Genomic DNA, 22,554 nt, shown 5'->3' with positions numbered 1-22,554 from the left:
AGGAGAAAGAAGAGTCGGGATAAATGTTTTATACATGAGATACAATGAGAACACATTTTCCTTTTATTGCGAAATCGCCTGTTTGGTTCGGCAAAATAAAATGAGCCCCTTTTTTTAGTGTGTATGAACGGCCATCATGAGTAAGCTCCCCGTCTCCCTCAATCACGCTTGCAAGAAGGAACGGATGATTTTGAACAAACTTCCCTTCGCCGTCAATCTCCCATTTGTAAACTGAAAAAAATTCGTTTTTGATAAATGTGGTAATCGTTGCTCCTTCCTTTACTTCCACAGAACGTTCAATCGTGTAATCTTTATGAGGAACAGTCGCCACCTCTATCGCTTGTTTCAAATGCAATTCTCTTTTATTTCCGTTTGCATCTACACGGTCGTAATCATACACTCTGTAAGTCGTATCAGAACTTTGCTGCGTTTCAAGGATGAGCGTTCCTTTGCAGATGGCGTGGATGGTGCCGCTCGGAACATAAAAGAAGTCGCCCGGTTTTATTTTTACTCTTCTCAGCAATTGATCCCATTTTCCGCTTTGAATCATGGATACGAGCTCTTCTTTCGTTTTGGCATGATGACCGTAAATGATTTCCGCATTTTCTGAGCAGTCAATGATATACCAGCACTCCGTTTTTCCTAATTCACCATTTTCGTGCTTTTTTGCATATTCATCATCTGGATGCACTTGCACGGACAAATCGTTGTTTGCATCAAGAATTTTCGTTAAGAGAGGAAATCGATCCCCTTTTATTCCGCCGAACAATTCTCGATGGTTGTCCCATAATTCACCCAATGTTTTTCCTTTAAACTTTCCTTCTGCTACAATGCTTTGACCATGCGGATGGGCAGAAATCGCCCAGCATTCTCCTGTTGTCTCCGTTGGAATTTTGTAATGAAAATGAGTGCGAAGGTTTGTTCCACCCCAAATTCGATCTTTAAAAACAGGCTTTAAAAAAATTGGAGACTGCACCACCTTGTTCCACTCCCTTTCTGCAATAATTTCCCCATTATTTATATTAAGCAGTTCTTGAAATTTTTTCACCTTTTTTCATTTTTTATACAGAGCTCGCTGAAGAGAAACCTTCAATATCAAAACAGAAAAGGATGCCGAATTCTATCAACATCCTTTTCTTTTTGATTTGTTATCAAATTTTCGAATCACTGTTCGTTAGCATATACAGTGCCAGTCGCCTGACTGGAAATCTGCTCTTCTTGAGAAGCTTTTTCCGGATGAAACTCTCCTTCCATTTTTGACACAACAACTGTTGCGACACCGTTTCCAATTAAATTCGTAATCGCACGGGCTTCTGACATAAATCGGTCAACACCGATGAGAAGTGCAATTCCTTCAACCGGAACCATTGGAAATGCAGCCAAAGTAGCGGCTAATGTAATAAATCCGGATCCAGTCACACCAGCAGCGCCCTTTGAAGTCAGCATTAAAATTCCAAGTAGAGTCAGTTCTTGCCAAATGGTTAAATCGATCCCATATGCCTGTGCAATAAAGATAGCCGCCATTGACAAATAAATCGACGTTCCATCAAGATTAAAAGAATACCCAGTCGGAACAACAAGACCAACAACAGACTTAGAACATCCGTACTTCTCAAGCTTTTCCATCAATTTTGGCAATGCGGATTCAGAGGAGGAAGTTCCTAACACAAGCAATATTTCTTCCTTTATATATGCGATAAATTTTAAAATGCTGAACCCGTAAAATTTTGTGATCAGTCCCAACACGATCACGATAAATAAGAACATCGTCATGTAGACAGAGGCCATTAATTTTCCTAAAGACACAAGCGATCCCAGACCGAAATTTCCGATTGTATAGGCCATTGCACCAAAAGCTGCAATCGGTGAAATTTTCATAACCATATTTACGATGCCAAAAAAGATATTTGTCAATTGTTCAAACAAATTCATAACAGGTTTTGCTTTTTCCCCTAGTCTTGCCGCTGCTAATCCGAAAAGGACTGCGAAGAATAAAATCGGCAAGAGTTCTCCGTTTGCGAGCGCTCCCACTGCATTTTCTGGCACAATGCTCATGATAAAGTCTAAAGCACCGTGACTTGTTTCCTCTGCTTGTTTCGTATATTGAGAAATATCGCTTCCTTGCACACTATCGGTGTTAAAACCCTCACCTGGCTTCATAATGTTTACAACAAAGATCCCGATAGCAAGAGCAATCGTCGTAACAATTTCAAAATAGATCAGAGCTTTCCCGCCGATCCTGCCTACTTTTTTCAGATCACCCATCGATCCGATGCCGATGACAACGGTGAAAAATACAATTGGTGCAATCACCATTTTCACTAGTTTAATAAAAATATCTGCCAAAATCTTTAATTTCGCCCCGAACTCAGGGAATAAAAATCCAACTGTAATCCCTAAAATGATACCGATAATAACTTGTACAGTCAGGTTTTTAAAGTTTATTCGCATCTATCTCTCTCCTTTCCCCTTTGATAACGTTTTCAAACGTCCGTACATTTATGTTAATAGAATGTTCAAAAAGTTTTAATATTATGGTTTTATTAATCTTTTTGTTCTTTTTGGTCTCAAAATTAATTTGAATGGCCAAAAATGAGAAAGGATCAGCACCTCCCTAGTCATTCTGGGAAACAGAAACAGAAACTCTTAATAGATTCATTTTTGCTTTTCAACTACTCCCGCTTAAAGTCTAACGAGCTTGTCACTCCAAAGAAACGTAAACGGCTTGTTCTCCTTCCTTAACAGAGCTGGTTAACTACTGCCCAACGACTCTCATGCTTCAATCGTAACTCCAACGATGACCATTTTCATAACCGATTATCCATTTGTAACCCCAAAAAAATCAAAACACAACGGGCGATAAACCATGAGATCGAGTTTCTTAGAATCATTCATTCGTTTCAAATAGTTACTGCCGATAAGCTGAAAGGTTTTATTTCAGCCATTCCTGTAAAGAAAGTTCAGCCGCTGTGATGTCCATGTACTTTATCTTACATCTTTCCACCGAATGCTCGTTGGACTATTTCTTGTGGTGTATCATGCGTAAAAATGGATGAGAGCGGCGAATATAACACCTCTTTTTTTTCTCTCAAATTCCATAAAAAAAGACTGCCGCCTCGCGGACAGTCCATTTTTTGCTGAAACAATGGCTAGTTCAGCTTGCTGCATTTCTTATTTCTTTTAATAGCTTTCCATATTTCGCTTCATATTCTTGGTAAAGCGGCACAAATCGTTCCTGCCATTTCTTTCGCTCTTTTTCCGTTAACGTATGAATATGTATATTTGGATTTTGCCTCATTTCTTCAAGCTGTCTTATATTTTGCTGTTTCGATTGCTTCATATTCCAAGCTGTCGTTTCTTCTATTGCTTTCATAATTTGTTTTTGAACGTCTTTAGGTAGCTGATTCCAAAATGTTTCATTGACCATTACGACATATCCTAAATAACCGTGATTGCTAATTGTTACATACGGATGAAATTGATAAAATCTTTTTGAATAAATATTCGAAATTGTGTTTTCTTGTCCGTCAAATGCTTCCTCTTCTAATGATTCATAAACTTGATCAAATGAGAGGGCAATCGGTTCCGCTCCTAACATGTTAAATTGTTTTTTTATGACTTTATTAGGCATGATCCGAAATCTTTGGTCTTTGAAATCATCCGGATTTTTCATAAACATTTGACTATTTACCATTTGTTTGAATCCATTTCCCCAAAAAGCCAGTCCTTTAAATCCTTTCGGTTCTAACATACTGAGCAGCTCTTCGCCAATTTTTCCTGTTAAAACCCTTTCAACATTATCATCGTTTTGAAAAATAAACGGTAAATCTAACACTTCCCATTCCGGAACCAATTCTGCCACGTTTGAATAGGAAGGAGCAATCATTTGCACTTTGCCTTTTCTTAAAGCTTCTATTTCATCTTTATCTGAATATAATGAACCGTTTGGAAACACAATCACTTTTACTCGGCCCTTCGTCTTTTCCTCGACCAAATCTGCAAACCTTTGTGCAGCCAAGCCTTTTGGCGTATCCTCCGCCACTACATGGCTGAAATAGATTTTAATTTGCTCTTTTAGCCCCTCTTGCTCATCATCGTAAACCGGTGGATCATTTTGAGATTGTATAATGATATTATAGGAAAATAACGCAAAGGCTAACCCGGCACATACTATAGCCAAATACCTCACGATTTTTTTCTTCATGATTCATCACACCATTTGTTTTTGATCATTTTAACATAAATTATACCAAGCATGCTCTTTCTCTAAAGTAAAGGAAAGCAAATCTGTGATAAAATAAAGCAAGTATGAACGTTTAGCTAAAAGAGGTTGCCTTATGAAGCGATTACCAATTATATGGAAAATAACAGGTTTAATTTTTATTATTGTCTTTTTATCGCTTTTTTTCGGAGGATTATTTATTGTAAACGAATATTTAAACCAAAAAGAAGAAGAGCTTAAACAGCAATCTATATTAGCTGCGAGGACGGTTGCGGCGCTGCCTGAAGTCAGAAACGGGCTCAATGGAAGCTTGAAAGATCGCCAGCTGATTCCTTCGATGATTGAACGTCTTCAAATCATTAACGGAACAGAATATATTGTTGTGCTCGATATGGATCGTACCCGCCTTTCCCATCCGGTCAAATCTTTAATCGGAACAAAATCGGAAGGAGAAGATGAAGGTCCTGCCTTTGCCGAACACACATATACGTCAAAAGCAAATGGAGAAATCGGCACTGTTATCCGCGCCTTTGTACCTGTCATGAATAAAGAACATAAACAAGTTGGAGTCGTCATCGCAGCCTATAAGCTTCCAAGCTTATATGAGCTGCTTGCAAATTTAAAATCGCAAATTTTTTCGATTTCTTTTCTTGTCTTACTATTAGGCGGTTTGGGGGCCTGGCTCCTGGCAAGACATATAAAAAAGCAGATGTTTCACTTGGAGCCTTTTGAAATAGCTAAAATGCTAGTTGAACGGACTGAAACATTTAATGCTATGCACGAAGGAGTCATTGCCATTGATAAAAATGAACGTATAACTATTTTTAATGACCGTGCCAAACAAATGATGGGCATTGAAGGAGATGTGATCGGAAAGCCGATTCGCGACGTTATTTCCGACACCCGACTCCCGGAAATATTAGTAATTGACCGTCCTATTTATAACAAAGAATTGCAGGTAAGGAATCTAAGCATTTTAAGCAATCGCATCCCGATCAGAGTGAATAACGAAACGGTCGGAGCTGTCGCCATTTTCCAGGATCGAACTGAAATCAAAAAGCTTGCGGAAGAATTAACCGGAGTGAAAGCTTTTGTCCACGCGCTTCGTGTTCAAAATCATGAACATATGAACAAATTGCACACGATAGCAGGTCTCATTCAGCTTGGACATAAAGAAAAAGCGTTAGAATATGTATTCAAAATAACGGAAGAGCAAGAAGAGCTGACAAACTTTTTAACTGAACATATTAAAGATGAAAGCATATCGGGCCTTTTACTCAGCAAAATCAGCCGGGGCAAAGAGCTCGGAATTAAAGTAGTCATTGACAGAAACAGCCATTTGGAGCGATTTCCAAAAAATATCGATCATAACGACCTGGTGATCATCATTGGGAATTTAATTGAAAATGCTTTTGATGCCTTTCAAGAGTCGACTGATCCTGACAAAGAAATATTCGTCAGCATCGATCAAAATAAAGAAATTTGCACGATATTAGTTGAAGATAACGGTCCTGGCATAGACGATTCTGTATTACCGAACATTTTTGAAAAGGGTTTTTCCACAAAAAACAAGCAAAATCATGGAATAGGCTTATATCTGGTCAAACAAATTGTTGACCGAGCAAACGGTCACATTCAGGTTGAGTCGCAAAAAGGTATGGGAACTACATTTATCATCACATTTGATATGTAAAAAACAAAGGGGGCAAAAAATTTGAACAAAAAAATTAGTGTATTGTTGATTGAAGATGATCCCATGGTTCAAGAGGTGAATAAACAATTTATCCAAAAAGTCGACGGCTTTACTGTGATTGGAATCGCAGGGAACGGAAAAGAAGGCATAGAGCTTGTTCGAGAATTGAAACCTGAACTAGTTATTATAGATATTTACATGCCTAATCAGGATGGATTAGAAACGCTTAAGCAAATCCGGTCAGAGGGTCATTCCGTAGATGTCATTGCGATTACCGCTGCGAGAGATATGGAAACTGTTCGCCGTGTCCTGCAAAACGGCGCTTTTGACTACATTATGAAACCGTTTAAATTTGAACGGCTCCAACAATCATTAAAAAACTATTTGCTTTATCATAGCCAGCTGAAGGAAAAAGAAAAATTAACGCAAAAAGATGTAGACACTATGTTGTTAAACAATAAATTCAAGAAAAAGCCAGAGAATCCAGAACTGCCTAAAGGGTTGAACCAAGTAACACTTGATAAGATTATCCGTTTCCTTCAAAATCAAAAAGAACCGATTTCCGCTGAAGAAGTTGCGGAAGGAATCGGTATTGCACGCGTTACTGCACGAAGATATTTAGACTACCTGGCGAAAATCAAAAAAGTCTCAATCCATGTTCAGTACGGCAGCATCGGAAGACCTGTCAATCGATATATGTTTCATTCTGATTAAGCTTGGCTAGAGGTGAAAAACAAACGAAAAAATCATTGAGCTGGACCACTTTTCTCATTTTTAAATTGCTAGGACAAATAAATGCTATGTTGGCTTTATCAGGGGAACAGTCATCGCACGTTGAATACTAATGGTGTCAATTTTCTCTTATCGGACATTTTGCTTTTTCAATCGGGACACAGAAAGGCTTTCGAACCCACATTATGAGTTCTCAATAACAACGATTATTCTAGAAACAAGTTCAGAATTTTTCGCCGACTTTGCCTTTCAATGCGTTGAATTTTCAACTTTTGCTCCTCCTCCCTTGCTTTCCTTCAACCTATTGTCCGCTCTTTATCTGTTCCTTCGCCATTACCATTTTCAACTTTGCTTTTAAATTTTTTACCCCACTTTTTTAGTGGAATAACTGCCTTGTAATGATCCGTTACAAAATGCCCCATGCTAAACAAAGACACGTGATTTTTTTAAGTAAGCGTCGACGTTTTAAATCGGCAAAATATTTCAGCAAAATCAAAAAAACTCCAACTTCAAAACTTAATGATTTGAGAGTTGGAGCATAGTATTTTTATTTAATTTTTCTATAAATCGGCCCATGGGATTGAATTAACAGGGTATTACCAGTTTTCAACAATTGCTGCAGCAGTCTGTTCATCGATAATTAAAACATTTATAAATCCACCGTTTAATGCAGCTTTTATACTTTCAAGTTTGTGTATCCCTTCAACAACAGCAATTACTTGATTAATTTTTTTCAGTTCTGTTAAAGTAACGCCAATTACTTTGTTCGTAAAAGAGTCGATAATAACATTTCCAAAATCATCAAAAAAACGAAATCCGATATCTCCGACTACACCGAGCTTGCGTAAATAATTTAAATCTTCATCACTCAAATAACCTAACTTCCGCAATGTAGATGACCTATGCGGGTTACCAATTCCGATGACTGCTATATCGACATTTCGTCCTTCTTCAAGCACTGCTTCTATATCCTGCATTGCTAATAATCTTTCTTTTAATTCTTCTGTCTCTACAATCGCAGGAGCGTATAAATAAGAGCATGTACAATTTAACTTTTTTGCCAGTTCATATGCCAGTTGATTTGCATGAATTTCAACGTATTTTCTTCCCATACCACCTTCGAGCGGAACTATATGTATATCTTCATTACGTACATATGGAAATTCCTTTACAAGTTCGGCAAGTGTAGTTCCCCAGGAAATTCCGAGACGTTTTACGTTTTTTAAATTTTTAGAAAGATAATAAGCACCTGCTCGTCCTACTGCACTCTTTACCAAATCAGGAGTTAAACCTACAGAAGGAACAACAACTGCATCCTTTAAATTAAAATATTTTTCCAGCTTCTGTTCCAATTCAACTGTATGGATACTCTCATCTTTTATATATATTTCAATAATTCCTGCTTCTTTTGCCTTTTGTATCATTTTCGAAACAATCGGTCTAGACACGCCAATCTTTTTGGCAATTTGCTCTTGTGTCCATCCTTCTGTGTAATATAAAGTCGCTATCTTGACAAGTTGTCTCCTTTCTTCCCACGTTAACATTTCTTCACCTCTTTATTTAACCATCAGCATTGTTAAAAATAACTTATATTAACTAACCTTTGACTTAAATTAATCTTATTCCTCAAGTTGTTATATTCAAAAAATTTTGTAATATTTTTAAATATATGGAAAATACATGGTCTTTAATCAGTATAAAAAATCCTTATAATTAGAATTTCTAATTATAAGGATAATTCCCATGGATAAGGATAACACAAAAAACACAACAAATGAACTAATAAGTAAAATGAATAAGCAAGAATTTTCTGAGTTGTTCAATTTGATTCATCAAACACGTTAAGAAACTAACGGCCTTAAGTTTCTACACTTGAGTAAGATAGCCTAAATGAAAAGCATACGAAAGATCTAAAATGGGGAATGGTGAAAGTTGTTGCCAGAGCTGAGAAGGACTATTTCTGCAAGAAAAAAAGCAGAGTGTGGAGTCAACATTAAAAATTTGCAATAATATAACTCAACGATTCAGTTATAAAAGGCTTGACATGGAGCCTCCAGAGGCATGATTTCACTCGAAACGCGACACATCAAAGTGTTTCGATAGGCAACAAGCCTATCATGCCTCTCACTCCATATCAAGATGGTGTTTTTAGATGGAAATGGAGTGGTTCACGTTTTCATGAGCGAAGTGGCTCAATTTTATGTGAGCAAAAACAATTATGAACGAAAAACACATATAGCTATTGTTTTTTGAACATAAAGTTGCCCCAATACAATATTGACCATTATTTTTAAGATGAAAAAATGGTTCTTGTAAAGCTCAAGAAATAGATGATCAAGTTCAAAACTAATCAAGTGAACTTAACCGCTTTTTGGTCTAAATGTTCTCCCGCCATCTGCAATAATGATTTGTCCATGAATATATGCTGATTCTTCATTAGACAAAAAATTAGTGAGATTTGAAATATCAGAAGGTTTACCTAGTCTGCCTATCGGAATTTCTTTTTTTAGAGTATTTTTGGATCCCTCTGAAGGATACAAGCGGTCAAGCATGTCCGATTCAATTACACGAGGAGCAATCACATTTATGTTAATTCCTTCTTTACCTAGCTCTCCTACTAAAGATCTCATAAATCCAAAAGCACCACCTTTTGAAGCAGCATAATGGATACCTCCGCCTGAACCGGTTATGGCAGAACCAGATCCAATGATTATAATACTACCCCCATTTTTATTTTTCATTAATGGCAACACTGCTTTTGTACTGAAAAAAAGTCCATGTAAATTTACAGCTATTGTTTTTTTCCACGATGCCCAATCAATATTCAAAAAAGAAACTTGTTTCGTAATCCCTGCAGAATAAACAAAAATATCAATCGAATTTAAAGTTTCTTTAACTTTTGTCATCATATTTTGAACGCTTTCCCAGTTCGATACATCTACTTCAAAACTAAAAATGTCATTTGGTCTTCCGCTTTCATTGATTAGTTGATCAAGTGCTTTTTTATTAATATCAGCTACTGCTACTTTTTTTCCCCTTCCGGCAAAGTCTAAAACAATCTGTTTTCCAATGCCCGCCGCTCCTCCAATTACCAATACATTCTCTCTATTCAATGAATATTTTCCTCCTCTCCAAGGAAAATTATTTCGCCTTTTAAATGTGTCGCATATGGAGAGCATAAAAACAAAACTGTGTTTGCAACTGCTTTACTGAGAGAAGACAATGATGTTGATGTTTGAACGATATCAGGAGAAATGCTATTTACACGTATTCCAAATTCACGGAATTCCCTAGACAATCCTTTAGTCATTGAATTTAATGCGCTTTTCGACGCTGCATAATGGGGGCCGATTTCACCGGTGACTGCCGCAGTTGCTGAAATGTTAATAATGTTTCCCTCCCCAATTCTTAGCATGTGTGGAATCACTTCCTTGCTGCATAAGAACGGAATATCAAGGTTGAACTCCAATGTTTCAATCCAATCCTGTGGTTCTAAATCCACAATGGTTTTCTTGGATAAAACGTGCATATTATTGACCAAAATATCAATCTTGCCGCTACTCTTTGCAATTTCTAAAATAACATTTTGAACCTCTTTCGGGTTTCTTAAATCATCGGTTATGACCTTTGCTGTTCCGCCGAGTGAGGAGATTTCTTTAGAAATTTGCTCAATTTTGTCCTCCTCGTTAAAATGATGAATCCATACCTCAGCGCCAGATAAAGCAAGTGCTAAACATATCTCTTTCCCAAAAATAAAATTACTTCCAACCACGATCGCAACTTTATTTTTTAACTTTATTTCCAAAGGATTTTTCACCACCATTTATTACGATTTAATCAATACTTTTAGGACATTCTCTTTAGTACTGTGTGCACATTGAATGGCTTCATTCAGCTGTGATAAATGGAAACGATGTGTGATCATCTTATCCGCTTCTACAACACCCATCTTAAGTAGTTGTAATGCTTTATCGTAATTATATGGATTGGATGAATAGGAGCCAACAAGTTTAATTTCGTCTTGAAAAAACCTATCCGCCCGTAATGGGACAAGGTCCCTCTTAAACGGAGCAAATACTAATATTGTCCCACCTTTGCCTACACATTCCATTGCTTCCGTCAACAGATGATTAACACCAGCTGAAATAATAACTACATCTGCCCCTTGGCCATCTGTTATTTCCATTATTCTGTCCCTCACATGTTCATTCTTGCTATTTATGATATAGTCCGCACCAAATTCTAATGATTTGTTTAACCGAAATGGGTTAATATCACTTACGATTACTCTGTCAGCTAAGAAATATTTTGCCAATTGAATTTGAATGCACCCTATTTGACCTGCCCCCATTATAAAAACTGTATCTCCAGGATTTAATGCAATGGACTCAAATCCATGCAAACAACAAGCAACTGGTTCTACAAAAGCTCCTGTTTCAAAGCTCATAGCAGATGGCAATTTTCCCATTGTATGTTTTACATGAACAGCAGAGACTCGAATATATTCTGAAAAACCACCAGGATCTAGATTTGTTGCTTTAAACTGAGTACATAAACTGTAATTTCCTCTATTACAATAATGACAGGTGAAGCATGGTACATGATGGGCAACAAAAACACGATCTCCTTCTTCAAATTGTGTAACATTTTTACCAACTTGTACAATTTCCCCTGATACTTCATGCCCTAATACTGTATTAGGCGGTACAATTCTATCGACTACTTTATGAATATCAGTTCCACATACACCACATATCTTCATTTTTAATAGAATTTCATTTTCACCTATTTGAGGAATTGGTCTTTCTTCATACCTTATATCCTCCCTATCATAAAAGACAGCAGCTTTCATATTGATCTCCTCCACTAAAGTACGCGAGCACCTCTATTTATTAATTCACTTAATAATTCAGAGTAACCGTCCATTTTATATGAAATCCAATATCTTCCGCCAAATATTCGCGGGTTACCTATGCGAATGTATATTTGGCCAGCAAAATCATATTTTTTTATTTTCATTTCATTTTTAACTTCACTCCAATCATATTTATGCTGTCTGCCAAATCCTTCAAATAAAATTCCTTCTTTCGTTACCGTGATAGAAGAAGGAAATTGTAAACCAATAACGGAGGATAATATTAAAAAAGGCATAACAACGATTAATAGTTTATATAATTCATTATGTTCATCAATAAGATAGCCATATATCCCATAACCAAACAAACCAACCATTAAAATCAAAGGAACAAAATTTTTACTGCAAACCATCCATTTACTATACCTATACTTTTTCATAACAACCTCCGAATTGAAAGAAGAGTTAGATTTCTTTTTTAAGGAATTTGAAATCTAACTCTTTTTCCTGATACATGTTACTTGTTTAAATATTCAATAATTTTGTTAATATCATCATCAATCCCAACACCCGTTAAAAAAGAGACAGTCTGAATAACTGGCACATCCCCAACATTACTTACTGGTGTTGTCGTAACGATTACATCAGCATTTTCAGCTTTTACAGGCACTTCTGCAGCCTTGCATTGTTCAACAGCTACATTGAATCCTTTATTTTTTAAAACTTCTTCAATCTTTTTGGCAACTACAGTAGAAGTGGCAACAGCTGTTCCGCAACATACTAAAATTTTTTTCTGTGCCAAATTTATTCCTCCCTCATATTTTTTTTGCTATTCTATATTTTTATTATTCTCTTCCAAGATTCCCATTTCCTTTGCGAATTGCTTTTTGATATCATTTCTCACCCAATACCAAATCAACCCATATAGTACTGCGCATATAATTGCAGCAATAAAATAAGGATTTGTTGGGTCCAGTAAACGAACGATGATCCAAGGAATAACATGAGATCCTAAATCAATACCAGAAATCAACGAAGCTCCCTCAGGAAAATCAAAACCTACTGCTCTTCCCATTGTTGTTGCCAATTCCGCTAAATTCGTTGCTATAAAAAGAACAATCATGATCGTAATGATAGCATTAATTAATCCCCTAACAATATTTCCTCTAGCTGCTGCTACAGCCCAAATGACGGTAAAAGGCAGAACCGCTAAATCTGTAAATGGTAACATTTGATTGTATGGAAGAATCACGGCCAAAAGAATCGTTATAGGAACCATAATTAAAGCTACTGCCATATTTGCTGGATTACCAATTACAATAGCAGCATCTAATCCAATATATACGTTTTTTCCAGGAAATTTTTTATTAATGTAATCTCTTGCGCCTTCAGAGATAGGGATCAGCCCTTCCATAAGGAGGGATACCATCCGAGGCAAAAGAACTAACACAGCTGCCATTTGTACGCCAAGTGTTAAAATTCCCTTTAAATCGTAGCCTCCAAGGATACTAATTAGCATTCCTAAAATTAGCCCCATCATCAACGGTTCCCCAAATATTCCAAATCTTTTACTTAAAGTTTCAGGATCTGCATGAATTTTGTTAATTCCCGGTATTTTGTCCAATATTCTATTTGTTGCGTAAGTGATTGGGGCAAAATTGACCGTTTCCGAGTGTGCTAAAGACACGCCTTTTAAGCCAAAATGGTGTTCAACAGCTGGTGCTGTCCAGTCGGCTAGTTTTAATGTAATCGCAGAAACCACTAAACCTACAAACAATGCAAGTATCATATTGTCATAAGCATAATAAGTAACAGAAGCTGCAAAAATTAAATGCCAAAAGTTCCAAATATCAACATTTAAAGTTTTAGTAAAATTAATCGACAATAAAATAACATTTAAAATTAGTACTAAAGGAATCATAAGTGGAGCGACTGGAGTACCAAATGAAATAGCTGCACCTATCGGCCAGCCAACATCTAAAATTCCCAACTCCAAACCAAGTTTTTTGACCATTGCCTCTGTAGCTGGACCTAATGAATTAGTTAAAAGAGTAATGACAAGGTTTACTCCAACAAAACCAATTCCAATTGTCAAAGCAGCCCGAAATGATTTTTTAAATCCTTGTTTTAAAATCAATCCGAAAATTGTCATTATGATAGGCAACATGATGGATGGTCCTAAATCAAGAATAAAATCAACAGCTTGTTTAATCATTTCACCCACCCCCTGTAATAAATAAGGTATTTAAAACGCTTACATTTTAAAATATTAAAAATTAAATTTATTATCTAATATTTTGTATATTTCAGCTTTTTCCCTGGCATTTTTTAATTTAAACATTTCATCATTATTTTGAAACATTTCCATCAATTTTTCTAACATTGTTAGCTGCTTATTAGGATCTTTAATTGCTAGTATAAAAACTATTTCTACTTCTACAGATTGAGATGGATTTCCCATCATTTGAAAAGTCACAGGTTCACGAAGAACTGCAACACCAACAGTTGGAATGTTAACATGTTCGGGATCCGTATGTGGAATCGCTACCCCCATATTTTCAAGAGGTAAACCAGTAGAATATACTTTTTCCCTACTTAAAACAGCTTTAAGAAACGATTCCTTCACATAATTCTTTTTTTTCATTTTTTCAAACATATAAGTAATTACATCTTCATTCGTTTTTTTATCGACATCCAAGCAAATGATATCTTCATCTAGATGTACAAACTTCTCCATAAAACCATCTCCCTATTGCTTTATAAGGAAAGACAATCATTTGGAATTCTCATCTCCTTTTCCAAAAGTTCTTTAATATTACATTTGTTAATAATATTTTAAATTGTTAGAATTATCGAGTCAATACTTTTTAATTAAATTAGAAAAAATAAGAGCTTATTTACAAATTTGTTTTACTAAATGTTAATTAGTATAACAATTGTAAATAAGCCCTTTTTACATCACGCTATTATTTTTTACTTTTGTCTATAATGTTTCTTGCGACGTCAAAAAACGATTCAGATATGGTTGGGTGAGGATGGATCATATTGGCCAGTTCTTCTACAGTGCCTTCCAAGGATATGAAAGAGGAAGCTTCTGAAATCATTTCGGTCACGTGTGGGCCAACCATTGTGACTCCAATTATTTCTCCATATTTTTCATCATACACTATTTTTATAAATCCTGATGTGTCGCCAGAAACAAGCGCTTTTCCATTTCCGGCAAGATCAAATCTTTCAGCCTTTACTTGCAGCCCTTTGCGCTCGGCCTCCTCTTCTGTCAAGCCAACACTAGCTACTTCTGGAAGCGTAAAAATGCACCTGGGAACAACTTTTTCATCCATTTTCCGTTCACAGCCTGCTGCGTTCGATGCGGCAACAATTCCTTCCATATATGCCGCATGCGCCAGCTGATATCCTCCTATGACATCGCCGACAGCATAAATATTCGGATAGCTCGTTTCCATTTTTTCGTTCACTTTAATAAAAGACCCGTTTTGTTCTAGCTTTAATGCCTGAACGGCAGATAAATTAGGTTTTCTTCCAACGCTTACTAAAAGCGCCTCCCCTTCTACCGATACCGATTCGCCTTTTTCATTTAGACATTCGACAATGGTTTTGTCTCCGTTTTGTTTCACGCTTGTTACTTTCGCATCTGTTAAAATTTGGACTCCTTTTTTCTGCAGCGATTTAGCAAGCGCTTTGGAGGCGTCAGCATCTTCAGTTGGAATAATCCGTCCGCCCATTTCAATGATCGTTACATTTGTTTTTAGACTGGAAAAAATAGTAGCTAACTCCACCCCAATGACTCCGCCGCCAATTATGGTTAGGGAGCTTGGTATTTTTTCAATATCAAAAATGGTATCGCTTGTATAAAAAGACGCAGAGTCCAGTCCATCTATTGGGGGAACGGAAGGAGATGAACCGGTTGCCACAATAATTTTGTCTGTTTGAACACGTTCCTCTTTTTTATCCGAAACTACTTTTACAATATTTCCTTCTTCTACAAAGCCTTCTGCCTCATATACATCAATTTTTCCTTGCTTTAACAAAAACATAACACCGTTTCTGAGACGGGAGATGACTTCGTCTTTGCGCTTTTTCATTTTGTCTAATGAAATCGTGATGTTGTCCGTTTGAATTCCCCATTCTCTTGATAATTCAATTGCCTCAATAATTTCAGCGTTTTTCAACCATGTTTTGGAAGGGATGCAGCCTCTATTTAAACATGTGCCGCCCAAAAAATCTTTTTCGACTAGCATTACTTTTTTTCCAAACCGAGCTGCATGAAGTGCTGCCATGTAGCCTCCTGGTCCACCGCCAATTACTGCAATATCATACGATTTTGTCAAATTGAGCCCCCTCCTTATAAGATCATTTCATACGGGTTTTCAAGAATGCGTTTTACTTCAGCCAAAAATTCTGCAGCAGGTGCTCCATCTATTACACGGTGATCAAAAGACAGGCTGACTGTCATCATCGGCCGAATGACGATTTCCCCGTTGACTACTACAGGTTTTTCTTGGGTTCTACCAACACCTAAAATGGCTATTTCCGGCTGATTAATAATCGGTGTAAATACATCTATCGGATACATGCCGAGATTGCTGATCGTAAAGGTAGAGCCTTTAAGCTCGTCAGGCCGGAGTTTTTGTTCCCTTGCACGTTTGCTTAAATCTTTTGCTTCTGCACAAATAGCGGCCAATCCTTTCTGCTCAACTTGTTTAATTACCGGCACCATTAAACCGTCTTTTACCGCAACTGCCACTCCAACATTAACTTCATTTTTATAAATGATTTCATCATGCTCCAAATGAACGTTCACTTCAGGGAATCGTGATAAAGCTGTACCGACTGCTTTGATAATAATGTCTGTATAAGTTAAACGGAATCCAGTTTGTTTTTCGACAACCGGAAGAAGCGCTGTTCTCATTTCGATTGCTTTTGTCATATCAATATCGCTGGCCAATGTAACATGTGGAGCAGTAAATGCGCTTTGCACCATTCTGTCGGCAACCACTTTCCGCAATCCGGATAGTTTCTTCCGGACTTCAGGCTGCTGAGCTTTCTGACTTGATGCTTGAATGGCGTTGATAACATCCTGTTTCATCACCTTGCCTCCTGCACCTGAGCCTTGAAGCGCCTTCAAGTCTATATTCTCATGCTCTGCAATTTTTCTTGCCAGCGGCGATGCTTTCGGTTGTGCCTTTTCTGTTTCTAAATATTGTTTCACATCTTTAAGGTGTATGCGTCCTTTTGGCCCGCTTCCTACAATGTTTCGAAGATCCACTTGCGCTTCTTTTGCTAAACGTCTTGCGGCAGGTGTGGCTCGTACTTTACCATTCTCATTGCTTTTTACTTCGACAGCGTCTTCGTTTGTTTCAGACTGTTCAGTCTTTTCAACGGATTGTTCGTTTGATTCCTCTGATAAAGCCGGCGGCTCGTCAGGAACCTTTTCCCCCGGTTCGCCGATATATCCGATCACTTGATTGACCGGAATTTGGTCATCCGGTTGGAAATATTTTTTCAACAATATTCCTCTGTCATATGCCTCAACTTCAATATTGATTTTATCGGTCATTATCTCAAATAACGGTTCGCCGATATCAACGGACTCTCCTTCTTCTTTAAACCATTGAAGGAGTGTGCCGACTTCCATCGTACTGCTCAGCTTCGGCATAAAAATTTCTTTTGCCATCGGTTCTCCCCCCTTTTTATTTAAATTGAACCGTTTCTTTTACTGCTTTTATAATATCCGGTACTTGCGGGACAGCTGCTTTTTCTAGATTCGGATTATAAGGAATAGGGACAGGCAGCCCGCCAAGACGTTTGATTGGGGCATCGAGATAATCGAAGGCCTCGCTCTCTGCAATGACACTAGCGATTTCACCGCCATATCCTCCGCGTTTTACAGCTTCATGGACGACTACAACTCTACCTGTCTTTTTCACAGATTCGACGATCGTTTCTTCATCCAGCGGGACAAGCGTTCTTGGATCGACAATTTCGACGTCAATTCCTTCTTTTTCAAGCTCTTTTGCCGCTTCTAATGCTTTATGCACCATAATCGCTGTTGCAACAATCGTCACATCTTTACCTTCCCGTTTAATATCCGCTTTTCCTAATGGAATCGAGTATTGTTCTTCTGGAACGTGGCTTTTTGTTTTGTAAAGGAGTTTGTGTTCGTAGAAAATAACTGGATTATCATCGTCAATCGCTGCTTTTAATAATCCTTTTGCATCGTAAGCTGTTGACGGCTGTACGACTTTCAGCCCCGGAATGTGCGCCATCCAAGCTTCTAAACTTTGAGAATGCTGGGCAGCTGCGCCTGTACCTGATCCGGCAGGAGTTCTTACAACCATTGGAACTTTCCCCTTACCTCCGAACATGTATCGGAGCTTTGCAGCTTGGTTCACAAGCTGATCCATAGCGATTGTGATGAAATCTGAAAATTGAAGCTCCAAAATCGGCCGCATGCCTGTCAGCGCTGATCCGACAGCCGCACCTGCAATGGCCGCTTCAGAAATTGGCGTATTTCTCACGCGTTCCGGACCAAATTCCTCGATCATCCCCCGCGTGACACCAAATGCACCGCCGTAAACCCCGATATCCTCGCCTAATATATAAACATCTTCATTTTTTCTCATTTCTTGACTCATTGCTTCTCGAACTGCTTCTAAATAAGTGATCTCTCTCATCGCTTTTCCCCTCCCTAAATTTACGCATAAACGTCTTCAAGCAATGTATCAACAGACGGTTCTGGACTGTTTTCCGCAAATTTAACAGCGTCTTCAATTTCCTGGAATGCTTCTTCTCTCAGCTGTTCAGCCTTTTCTTCTGTTAATACTCCTTTGTCAATCAAGTACTCTTTAAACCGTTTGATCGGATCTTTTTTTCTCCACTCTTGCTCTTCTTCACGAGTGCGGTATTTTTTTGCATCGCTTTTTGAGTGGCCTTTCCATCGATATGTTTTTGCTTCAATCAGCACAGGGCCCTTCCCTGATCTGGCATGTTCAACAGCTTCATAAACTGTATTCATCACTTCAAGCATGTCGTTTCCATCGATTACTTTGCCTGGAATACCGTAAGCCTGTGCACGATCTGCTATATTTTCAATATTGAACATCTCTTTTACAGACCCGCTCATTCCGTATTGATTGTTCTCGCAAATGAACACAACTGGAAGATCCCAAATGGAAGCAAGGTTTAATGATTCATGGAAGCTTCCTTCATTTGCTGCACCATCTCCGAAGAAGCACAATACAACATACCCCTCATTTTTCATCTTTGAAGTTAATGCCGCACCGACTGCCAAAGGAATGCCTCCGCCAACAATTCCGTTTGCCCCTAGGTTTCCTTTCTCTACATCTGCAATGTGCATGGAACCGCCTTTCCCTTTACAGTATCCGGTCACTTTGCCAAACAGTTCGGCCATCATTCTATCGACTGTTGCACCTTTAGCAATGCAATGGCCGTGACCCCTGTGTGTGCTGGTAATTTTATCTTTCTCTTGCAAAACGGCAATTGATCCTGCTGCTGTTGCTTCTTGTCCTACACAAAGGTGAGTCGTTCCATGAATCATCCCTTTTGCAAAAAATTGGTCGACTTTTTCATCAAAATATCGAATCAGCCACATTTGTTTATACAATTCAACTAATCTTTCATCCGTTATAAATGCTGGAAGTGCATGATTACTCATTTCTTCCACCTCTCCTTTACATTTGTTCTTTATAGTTACTTTTGTAATAAATATAGAGTTTTTTCCGAAAATAGTCAAGGAATATCTATATAAGCTTATTTATTGGAGTCTTTCAAAATAGTGGAAGTACTCAAGCTTCTTTCTTTTGTTTGGTAAACTAAAGATAATCGAGGGACTGCAACCATGTTTTATGCAAAAAAAATGGCTGCCAATTTGTAGTTATGGCAGCTCAGCTCTTTTAGACAAAATAGAAAACATACGAAATCAAGCAGAGAAAAACGGTTTATTGTTTTTTACTTGATTTATTTTGGGACTTATCAAACACCATCTTACACATATGATTAATTTTTTTAGGTCAAAGCATTTCCGCTGTTTTTTCATCTGTAATTAACACATTTATTAACTTCCCTTTTAAAACGGCTTTGATCGCATCGACTTTTTCCAGTCCTGCTGCCACTCCAATCACAAACGGAATTTCTTTTAATTTTTCAATATTAAAAGAAATGATTTTATCATTCCAAATATTTGAAGGGGCGCTTCCGTTTTCATCGATAAACTTATAGCAAATATCGCCAACAGCATCGAGTTCATTAAAATATTGTCTATATTTTTTTCCCAGCTCTGATCTCGTAATGGTTGAGTGTTTAGGTGAACCGCCGATTCCTACAAGGATGATATCCGCTTTTTCGGCAAGGTTAAAAATGCTTTGTATAGATGTTTGGGTCATAAACAATTCCTTATCTTTTTTGCTGTCAGCCATCACAGGGGCATGGAGAAGCTTATAATTTGCCTTCAATTTTTCAGCAAACATCGAAACAAGAACATTGGCATGTATATCTACCCGTTCATCCCCCATTCCTCCTACAATCGGAACAAAGGTCGTGGAGGAATAATTAAGGTTAGCTGGCATCTGCTTCGCAACAGAAAGCAATGTCGTGCCAGAAGAAACCCCGACAATTTGTCCGTCTTTCAATATCCTTAATAAATATTTGCTCGCATATTCCCCGATATTTTCCAAATCCGGTCCGTTTCCTAGATTCGGAACGCAAATGACTTCCCGAAGTCCATATTTTTTTTCAATTCTTGCTTCTATATTCACGAGAGGATGATTTGAGCCGTCATGAATTTTAATTTCAACAATTCCCAATTCTCTTGCTTTTGATAAATATTTTGAGATCAGCGACCGGCTTACACCGAACACTTTTGCGATTTCTGATTGTGTAGCTCCTTCCGTATAATACATATGAGAAATTTTCACAAGCAGCCTTCTATCTTCCAATAATTCCCCACTTCTTTCTATAAAATCTAGGTTCGTATTAAATTATAATGGTAACAGAAAGAAAATTGTTATTTTTCAAAGCGAATTTCTTTTCCAACTTCGATATGTGGGAAAGTAAAAGGCTCGACAAAAACAGCTCCTGGAAGCACATGTTCATTTGGTTTGGAAAAATAGATCGAAATATGGCCTAATTCCTTTAAATTTTTGTTTGCTGCCGAGCCGACTGCTGTGATGAAATATTCTTGATCGCCCCATATAATTTTTCCGCCCTCAACAAGCGGCTCATCCGACACATCGCCTTCAAATTCATGAATAACAGATACTTCTCTAAGCTCTTGAGGAGCATTAGGTCCAAAGAGAATTAAAACTTTTTCTTCTTCAAATGATGGGACTAGAGTACCGATTTCACGAATAATCGTTTTCGACATCTTATGATCCTCCTTGAAATCCTATTCATTATTGATACATGCCGATGCTTGCGGCATATGCGATTAAAACTGCAAGAACTCCTGTGATTAAACGGCTGTACAATACAGCTGGCACACCGTATTGAATCGTTTCTGGCTTCGCTTCTCCAAGAGACAAACCGACAGGGACAAAATCCGCACCCACTTGGCCATTAATGGCAAATAGAGCCGGCAAAGCAAATTGAGGCGGAATGTTGCCCGCTGCAATTTGGCTTCCAATTAATACCCCAATGACTTGCGCAATAACAGCTCCAGGACCTAACACCGGTGACAGAATCGGGATTGTACATACGATAACGATGACGATCAATCCCCATAAAGAACTGGCAAGAGGAGAAAGAGTATTAGCGATCAAATCACCGATTCCCGTATAATTAATTATACCTATTAACATACTAACAAAAGCCATAAATGGAATAATATTTTTAATCAGCATATCAACAGAATCGCGTCCCGCCTGATAAAAAGTACCAGTTACTTTTCCTATTCCTCTTGAAAACTTCATTAATATATTTTCATTGTTTTCACGGTGTTCCTTTTTTACTTGTTCGTATTGAGCTTTAAATGCTTCCTTATCATTCACATTGAATTTTGGACTGTCTTCTTGCTGCTCCGTTTCCGAAGCATCCGTCTGAATGTTTTGTTCTTCTGCTTCGTCCGCAAGATAAATATCCTTCACAGTAACACCCGATACAAAAATATCTTCTGTAATGTGTTTCGCCAATGGACCAGAAGGTGAAGAAGGAAGAATATCAACGGTCGGGATTCTTTTCATTGGATACAAACCAATTCTGGCTGTTCCGCCGCAGTCAATCACGACACACATCATTTCATCTTCCGGAACTGAATTTTTAAAACCATCTACAGCTTCAGTGCCTGTTAATTCTGCTATTCTCGCTGCTACAGGATGGATGCCGCCGCCTGTAATGGATACAACTTTTTGTTTCTTTCCTTTCGGTTCAATGCGCAAGCCTTTTCCCCAGCCGCCAGAACCTTTTGCAACAAAAACAGCTCGTTTTGACATATGTTCTCCTCCTCTTTAAAATTTGAACTCGCTTTCATCTTTGTCCAAAATTTAAGATTTCGCTTCCATTCTGCGCGCCAAAAATTTTGTTATATATTCCGTAATAATTCCCCGCAATAAAATAACTACGATCCCTACGAGAAAATAACGAACAGCAAGCTCTGACATAGAATAGCCCGCTTCTTTTATTCCGTTGGCAATTCCTAAATAGACAAATAATTCTCCTGCGTTTGCATACGGGAACAACGCCGTCACCGGATGAACAAACGATACAGCTGAATCATAAAACGCCGGCTTTTGTTTTTCTGGCAAAAAGCGTCCGAACGTATAACACATCGGGTTTGTTAACAGCAATACTGATAATATCGGCATGACAGTATATCGTAACAGCATATACTTCGAAGCAAATTGTATCGCTCTATTGACCCGCTCTTCACCAATAAATTTAATAACTGCATAAGTAAATGTAAGCAAAACAACCAAAGTCGGGATAATGCCTGTAAACATACCCATAAACGTTTCTCCGCCAGCCTGGAACATTCCGATAAAATGTTCACCAATCCATTTCAACCATTCCATCTTTCAC

The 22,554-nt window shown here is 37.8% G+C and carries 21 protein-coding genes; 2 read left to right on the top strand and 19 right to left on the bottom strand.

The features are described 5' to 3' along the window. Positions 1–28: 28 nt before the first annotated feature. From manA to RI196_RS02615, 3 genes are all read right to left on the bottom strand, one after another. The gene (gene manA, locus RI196_RS02625; protein WP_066247027.1) at positions 29–979 is read right to left on the bottom strand and encodes a mannose-6-phosphate isomerase, class I; all 951 of its coding nucleotides are present in this window, start codon (positions 977–979) and stop codon (positions 29–31) included. A gap of 185 nt (positions 980–1,164) precedes the next feature. Then, the gene (locus RI196_RS02620; protein WP_311066839.1) at positions 1,165–2,451 is read right to left on the bottom strand and encodes a dicarboxylate/amino acid:cation symporter; all 1,287 of its coding nucleotides are present in this window, start codon (positions 2,449–2,451) and stop codon (positions 1,165–1,167) included. A 703-nt stretch (positions 2,452–3,154) separates the two neighbouring features. Then, a complete protein-coding gene (locus RI196_RS02615; RefSeq protein ID WP_063386325.1) occupies positions 3,155–4,204 on the bottom strand; it encodes a DctP family TRAP transporter solute-binding subunit in 1,050 nt (349 codons plus the stop codon). A 133-nt stretch (positions 4,205–4,337) separates the two neighbouring features. Here RI196_RS02615 and RI196_RS02610 point away from each other — a divergent pair, with 133 nt between their 5' ends. Both RI196_RS02610 and RI196_RS02605 read left to right on the top strand, forming a co-directional pair. After that, complete coding sequence (locus RI196_RS02610; protein ID WP_063386326.1) at positions 4,338–5,915, top strand: ATP-binding protein; 1,578 nt, start codon at positions 4,338–4,340, stop codon at positions 5,913–5,915. Positions 5,916–5,978: 63 nt separating this feature from the next. Continuing rightward, entirely contained in the window at positions 5,979–6,629 is a 651-nt protein-coding gene (locus tag RI196_RS02605) for a response regulator (protein ID WP_063386369.1), read from the top strand. A 614-nt stretch (positions 6,630–7,243) separates the two neighbouring features. Here RI196_RS02605 and RI196_RS02600 read toward each other — a convergent pair. The 16 genes from RI196_RS02600 to srlA form a co-directional block, all read right to left on the bottom strand. Then, the gene (locus tag RI196_RS02600) at positions 7,244–8,191 is read right to left on the bottom strand and encodes a sugar-binding transcriptional regulator (protein WP_066246910.1); all 948 of its coding nucleotides are present in this window, start codon (positions 8,189–8,191) and stop codon (positions 7,244–7,246) included. Between the two features lie 816 nt (positions 8,192–9,007). Beyond that, a complete protein-coding gene (locus RI196_RS02595) occupies positions 9,008–9,760 on the bottom strand; it encodes an SDR family NAD(P)-dependent oxidoreductase (protein ID WP_066246911.1) in 753 nt (250 codons plus the stop codon). Then, positions 9,757–10,452 (bottom strand): SDR family NAD(P)-dependent oxidoreductase, encoded by a 696-nt coding sequence (locus RI196_RS02590; RefSeq protein WP_158640165.1) that lies wholly within the window; start codon positions 10,450–10,452, stop codon positions 9,757–9,759. The genes RI196_RS02595 and RI196_RS02590 overlap by 4 nt, the downstream gene beginning before the upstream one ends. Before the next feature lie 21 nt (positions 10,453–10,473). Beyond that, entirely contained in the window at positions 10,474–11,499 is a 1,026-nt protein-coding gene (locus RI196_RS02585) for a zinc-dependent dehydrogenase (protein ID WP_066246914.1), read from the bottom strand. Positions 11,500–11,513: 14 nt separating this feature from the next. Then, on the bottom strand, positions 11,514–11,942 hold the full coding sequence (locus RI196_RS02580) for a hypothetical protein (protein ID WP_133309084.1): 429 nt from the start codon (positions 11,940–11,942) through the stop codon (positions 11,514–11,516). Positions 11,943–12,019: 77 nt separating this feature from the next. Further along, positions 12,020–12,304, bottom strand: coding sequence for a PTS sugar transporter subunit IIB (locus RI196_RS02575; RefSeq protein WP_066246917.1), 285 nt, complete (start codon positions 12,302–12,304; stop codon positions 12,020–12,022). Between the two features lie 27 nt (positions 12,305–12,331). Further along, positions 12,332–13,717 carry a PTS galactitol transporter subunit IIC gene (locus RI196_RS02570; RefSeq protein ID WP_066246919.1) on the bottom strand — a complete coding sequence of 462 codons (1,386 nt, stop codon included), beginning with the start codon at positions 13,715–13,717 and terminating at the stop codon, positions 12,332–12,334. Between the two features lie 54 nt (positions 13,718–13,771). Then, positions 13,772–14,239 (bottom strand): PTS sugar transporter subunit IIA, encoded by a 468-nt coding sequence (locus RI196_RS02565; protein WP_066246921.1) that lies wholly within the window; start codon positions 14,237–14,239, stop codon positions 13,772–13,774. Positions 14,240–14,468: 229 nt separating this feature from the next. After that, positions 14,469–15,851, bottom strand: coding sequence for a dihydrolipoyl dehydrogenase (gene lpdA, locus RI196_RS02560; RefSeq protein ID WP_066246923.1), 1,383 nt, complete (start codon positions 15,849–15,851; stop codon positions 14,469–14,471). Between the two features lie 14 nt (positions 15,852–15,865). Beyond that, a complete protein-coding gene (locus RI196_RS02555) occupies positions 15,866–17,197 on the bottom strand; it encodes a dihydrolipoamide acetyltransferase family protein (protein WP_066246925.1) in 1,332 nt (443 codons plus the stop codon). Between the two features lie 16 nt (positions 17,198–17,213). Then, a complete protein-coding gene (locus RI196_RS02550; protein ID WP_063386333.1) occupies positions 17,214–18,197 on the bottom strand; it encodes an alpha-ketoacid dehydrogenase subunit beta in 984 nt (327 codons plus the stop codon). Positions 18,198–18,217: 20 nt separating this feature from the next. Beyond that, entirely contained in the window at positions 18,218–19,198 is a 981-nt protein-coding gene (gene pdhA / locus RI196_RS02545; protein ID WP_066246927.1) for a pyruvate dehydrogenase (acetyl-transferring) E1 component subunit alpha, read from the bottom strand. 355 nt (positions 19,199–19,553) lie between these two features. Beyond that, on the bottom strand, positions 19,554–20,456 hold the full coding sequence (locus RI196_RS02540; RefSeq protein WP_311066838.1) for a sugar-binding transcriptional regulator: 903 nt from the start codon (positions 20,454–20,456) through the stop codon (positions 19,554–19,556). Positions 20,457–20,545: 89 nt separating this feature from the next. Beyond that, positions 20,546–20,905 carry a PTS glucitol/sorbitol transporter subunit IIA gene (locus tag RI196_RS02535; protein ID WP_063386335.1) on the bottom strand — a complete coding sequence of 120 codons (360 nt, stop codon included), beginning with the start codon at positions 20,903–20,905 and terminating at the stop codon, positions 20,546–20,548. A gap of 28 nt (positions 20,906–20,933) precedes the next feature. Next, entirely contained in the window at positions 20,934–21,968 is a 1,035-nt protein-coding gene (srlE, locus tag RI196_RS02530; protein ID WP_063386336.1) for a PTS glucitol/sorbitol transporter subunit IIB, read from the bottom strand. A gap of 51 nt (positions 21,969–22,019) precedes the next feature. Further along, positions 22,020–22,547: a PTS glucitol/sorbitol transporter subunit IIC gene (gene srlA, locus RI196_RS02525; RefSeq protein WP_066246929.1), complete on the bottom strand. Its 528-nt coding sequence runs from the start codon at positions 22,545–22,547 to the stop codon at positions 22,020–22,022. Positions 22,548–22,554: the final 7 nt, after the last annotated feature.

It is taken from the genome of Aeribacillus composti (assembly GCF_031760945.1).
In the GTDB taxonomy this organism is placed as follows: Bacteria; Bacillota; Bacilli; order Bacillales; family Aeribacillaceae; genus Aeribacillus; species Aeribacillus composti.
The sequence above is the reverse complement of the archived record's forward strand: the minus strand, read 5'-3'. Positions and strand labels throughout refer to the sequence as shown.